The organism is Catenulispora rubra, assembly GCF_015356825.1.
Lineage (GTDB): Bacteria > Actinomycetota > Actinomycetes > Streptomycetales > Catenulisporaceae > Catenulispora > Catenulispora rubra.
The window spans coordinates 1-4,473 of the sequence record NZ_JAACYW010000497.1; the positions used below are offsets into that span (position 1 = coordinate 1).

Here is a 4,473-nt window from a genome sequence, read left to right on the forward strand (position 1 = left end):
GCTCAGTAGGGGGCGGCAGGGGCGGAGGCTGGGCATCGGGCGAGGCGCTTGGCACGGTGGGGTGCGCGGGTCCGGTTCGCCCGTGGTTTTACAGGCGATTTTTACGGCTTCGCGCACGTTTTTATGACCTCGCAGGGGGACGCAGTTCGGCCGTGCCCCGCTGGTTGCGCTGGCGGCCGCCGGGTTCTGGGTCCCTCGCCGCCCTGAAAACGCAGGAGACCGACCGCTGGATCGCGGCCGGCCTCCCTCCGTGCGCCAGACGGTTTACGGATAGTTCGTCAGATAGCTGACATTGTGGCTGGGAGTCACCTGCCCACCGGTCTCATTGACCTGATGGTTGATCGTCCCGTCGCCGCCGAGCACCGTCGTGACCATGTCGTGGAAGCTGACGCCGCCGGTGTTCGGCGTCTCGATCGCGTGATCGAGCCCCACCGACGGGTTGTCGCGGAAGTACGCGTAGATCCCCAGTCCCCACGCCTGATGCGAGGTCACTGAAGGTCCGACCAGGTACGACGCGTATCCCTCGGCCCCGTTGGGCGGCACCCAACTCCCTTGGTCGGGCACGTCATACGGGCACTCGCTCTGGTAGAAGTACGTCCGCCCGCCGTTGCCGTACCACTCGGTCTGGTACTGCTCGAAGTGCTCCACCGCGAGCCCGTACATGGTCACGTTGTTCCCGTGGACCACGAGCCCGTTGTTCGACGGGTTGACCGTCCACCCGACGCCGTTCGAGTGGTCGGCGCGCCATAGCCAGAGGTCGTCGCCGATCACGTTGTTGCTGTTCACCACCAGCGCCTGCGAGGCCTGCGCCGCCTGGTCGCCTCCAATGCGGAAGAAGACGTCCTGCAGTTCGGTCGGGTTCGCCGCGTGGCTCGCCGACGAACCGTTCGGGCCGATCTGCATCAGCACCGCGGAGTTGGTGGAGTTGGCGCTGATCAGCAGTCCGGCGAGGTCGATGCCGTCCACGTCGGCCGTGGTGATCGCGGCGTTGCCGTTGTCCGGCACCAGCGTCGCCATGCCCAGTCCCAGCACCACGGTGTTCGGGCTGGTGATGTTCAGTGCCGAGGACAGGTGGTAGACGCCCGGCGTCACGATCAGGCTCTTGCCCGCCGCCAGCGCGGCGTTGATCGTGCTGGAGGTGTCGCCCGGCTTGACGATGTAGAACTGGCTGACCGGGACGGATGTGCCGGCCGCGGTGCCGTTCGTCCAGTCCGGGCCCTGCGCGTTGGTCCGGAGCGCGGGCTCGAACACCTGCCAGGTGCCGCTGCCGTCGACGTAGATGAACGGCTTCTCGCGCGTCGTGGGAGTCTGCGCGACCGTGGTGTACGGCGGGTTCGGGAACGTGGTCGACGGGGCGTTGGTGTCCCCGACGAAGACCATGTTCCAGTTTGAGCCGGTCCAGCCGCCGTTCATCGCGGTGTCCTGCGTCAGGAACTGCTGCTGGGTACCGGAGTTGATCTGCCCGGAGACCCGCGAGTCGCCGACGTAGCCGCCGCTGGACCAGTTGCCGCCGCTGCCGTGCGTGTTGTCGAACAGCAGCAGGCCGCCGTTGACGTCCATCCGGCGGAACGGGTCGGCCTGCGACACCGCCCACATCGTGCTGCCGGACGGCGGGCTCACTTCCATGTTCTCGGCGTCGCGCCAGAAGTTCTGGGTGGCGTTGCCGTCGGAGGTGTGGCCGGCCACGTGCACCGTGCCGCCGGTGATGTTCACCCCGTCGGGGGAGAGTCCGAGCCCTGCGACCTCGGTGTTGTAGCCGACGGGGATGTCGACGTTGTACGAGCCCGGCGCGAACAGCAAGGCATTGCGCTGTGTGCCGAACTCATTGTTGACCTGAGCGTTGTAGACGTTGTTGATGTCCGCCTGGATGGTCGAGGTCGACATCGAGGGGTCGAAGATGGTCACGTTCGGTCCGAAGTCCGGATGCGGGATGCCCCCGCCTCCGCCACCGCCGCCGGTGGGCAGCGTCCACTGCTGGTTCGACGAGCCGGCGCAGTCCCAGATCTGGACCTGCGTTCCGGAGCCGCCGAAGCCGGTGTCGTCCAGACAGCGCCCGGACTGCGGGTTCTTCAGGCCGCCGTTGGACTGCGGGACCCAGACCTGAGCGCCGGACCCGTTGCAGTCGTAGAGGTCGACCTTGGTGCCGTTGGCGGTGCCGCCGGCGTTGATGTCCAGGCACTTGCCGAGGTCCTGCAGGGTGTTCGTCGCGCTGTCGACGGTCCAGTTCTGCGCGTTGGTGCCGTTGCAGGTGTAGACCTGCACGGGGTTGAAGTTGGCGGTCGACGCCGCGCGGTCGTCCAGGCACAGGCCCTGATATCCGGTGACCGGACCGACCGGGGCGGCGGCGTGCGCCTGGGGCGCGGTCGCCAGTTGGCCGAAGGTCAGCAGGCCCGCCGTCAGGACGAGCGCGCCGAATCCGGCGGTGGGTATGCGTTTTCTCAAGGCAGGTTCCACTTCTGGTTGGCCGAGGCGGCGCAGGCCCAGATCTGGACCTGGGTCCCGGAGCCGCCGAAGCCGGTGTCGTCCAGGCACTTGCCGGAGTTCGGGTTCAGCAGCGTCCCGTTGGACTGCGGGACCCACGTCTGCGCGCCGGTGCCGTTGCAGTCGTAGAGGTCGACCTTGCTGCCGTTGGCGGTGCCGGCGGCGTTGACGTCCAGGCACTTACCGAGGACCTGCAGGGTGTTGCTGGAGGTCACGGTCCAGTTCTGCGCGTTGCTGCCGTTGCAGCTGTAGACCTGCACGGGGTTGAAGTTCGCGTTCGAGGCCGAGCGGTCGTCCAGGCACAGGCCCTGGTAGCCGGTGATCGGGCCGGTGCCGGTCGGCGGGGGCGGGTTGCCGCCGCCGTTGCCGGTGATGGCGTTGAAGATCCGGGAGTACGCGTAGCCGGTGGCCTTGTCGTAGCTGTTGACCTCCCAGAAGGAGAGCTCCGCGACGCCGTTGCTGGCCGCGAAGTTCTCCAGGGTCTGCGCGTCGGACTGCGAGAACATCGCACCGTCGTCGTTCTTGCCGGCGATCGGCGTCAGGCCCTCCTTGCCGTAGGCCGCCGAGGTGGATATGCCGTACAGGCTCGCGATCTGGCCGGCGGCCGCTTGCGCGGAGGACAGGGCGTCGTTGATGACCGGCTGGCCGTCGTAGTAGTCCATCGTCATCAGGTTGACGACGCTGACGTTCACGCCCTGGTTCTTCGCGTCCTGCAGCAGGTTGATCTGGTCGCCCGGCAGGCCGTTGGGGTCGACGGCGAGCGTGAAGTCGACCTGGAGCCCCGGCACCTGCTGCTGGAGCGCGGCCAGCGCCTGGTCCCGGCGGGAGGTCGCGGCGGTGTCGCTCAGGACGCCGCCCTCGATGTCGAAGTCGAGCCGGGTGACACCGTACGTGTTGACGATGTTCTTGTACGCCGCGGTCAGCGACGACACGTTCGTGCAGGTCTGCGCCAGCTCGCCGCCGGAGGCCCCGCCGAAGGAGATGATGACGTCCCCGCCGGAGGACTTCAGCGAGTTGATCTCCGACGTGAACGAGCCGACCGGGTAGTTGCCGGCCTCCCACATCGGCGTGCAGCCGGACTGCGGGATGAAGAACGCCAGCGTGTAGCGCGACACGCCTGACGAGCCCATGTCGGCCGCCATGTCGCCCGCGGTGCTGCCGCTGAGCTCCAGGTACGGCGCGGCGTAGTGGGCGGGGATGGCGAGCGCGGCGTGCGGGGTCGCGGCGTTCGCCGGTGTGCTCAGCGCCACAGCGCCGGCGACGATGCCCAGAGCGCAGGTTCCTGCGAGGGCGGTGCGCAGGGGTCTGAGCCGTGCGAGAGGTGGGATCACTGTGCTGCTCCTTTGTGGGGGGTGGAGATGGCATGCAGCTGAACCGACCCAAGTTGTTACGGAAACAGTTCCGTAACACGGTTGGCCGTTGAGGAGTGAAGCACTCCCACCTACTTTCGTCAAGACGCGAATAAAGGGTCTTTACCTGGTCTTTGCCGAGGTCGAGGCGCTATCCTGCCCCGATGAAACAGGGCGATGTTCCAGGGCGGGGCATGTCGGCGGGCCGTCTCACGGTGCGGGCGATCGCCGCGCACACCGGTCTGTCGATCGCGACCGTCTCAAGGGTCATCAACGCCCAAGGCCAGGTGTCCGAGGACACGCGCCGCCGGGTGCAGGACGCGATCGACGGCCTCGGAGGCCACGCCCCCGCGACCCGCCCCCGCCTGCCGAAGACCGGACTGCCGGTCTTGGTGCGCTGCCCCTACAAGCTCAGCGACTACTTCGGCGCGCTCGTCACCGCCGTCGCCGAGGCGCTGCACACCGCCGGCCGCCAGGTCCTGCTCGACGTCGGCGACTCCCGCGTCGACGTCCCGGTGCTCCGCGATCTGCCCACAGCCCGCGCCACCTCCGGCGCGATCCTGATCCTCCCGCCGGAGCCCGCCGAAGACCTACGCTTCCTCCAGACGCGCCGCTACCCCCTGGTCGTCGTGGACCCCCGCAC

At 68.1% G+C, this 4,473-nt stretch carries 3 protein-coding genes; 1 reads left to right on the forward strand and 2 read right to left on the reverse strand.

The genetic code is table 11. The annotated features are described in order from the left end of the window. Nucleotides 1-264: 264 nt before the first annotated feature. Both GWK61_RS52985 and GWK61_RS52990 read right to left on the reverse strand, forming a co-directional pair. Nucleotides 265-2,442, reverse strand: a complete 2,178-nt coding sequence (locus tag GWK61_RS52985) for a pectate lyase-like domain-containing protein (protein ID WP_228564451.1) — start codon at nucleotides 2,440-2,442, stop codon at nucleotides 265-267. Further along, a complete protein-coding gene (locus GWK61_RS52990; protein WP_194921893.1) occupies nucleotides 2,439-3,812 on the reverse strand; it encodes a ricin-type beta-trefoil lectin domain protein in 1,374 nt (457 codons plus the stop codon). Before GWK61_RS52990 ends, GWK61_RS52985 begins: the two co-directional genes overlap by 4 nt. A 182-nt stretch (nucleotides 3,813-3,994) precedes the next feature. On the opposite strand from GWK61_RS52990, the gene GWK61_RS52995 reads away from it, so the two are divergent. Continuing rightward, a partial coding sequence (locus GWK61_RS52995) for a LacI family DNA-binding transcriptional regulator (protein ID WP_228564452.1) occupies nucleotides 3,995-4,473 on the forward strand: 479 nt, incomplete at its 3' end.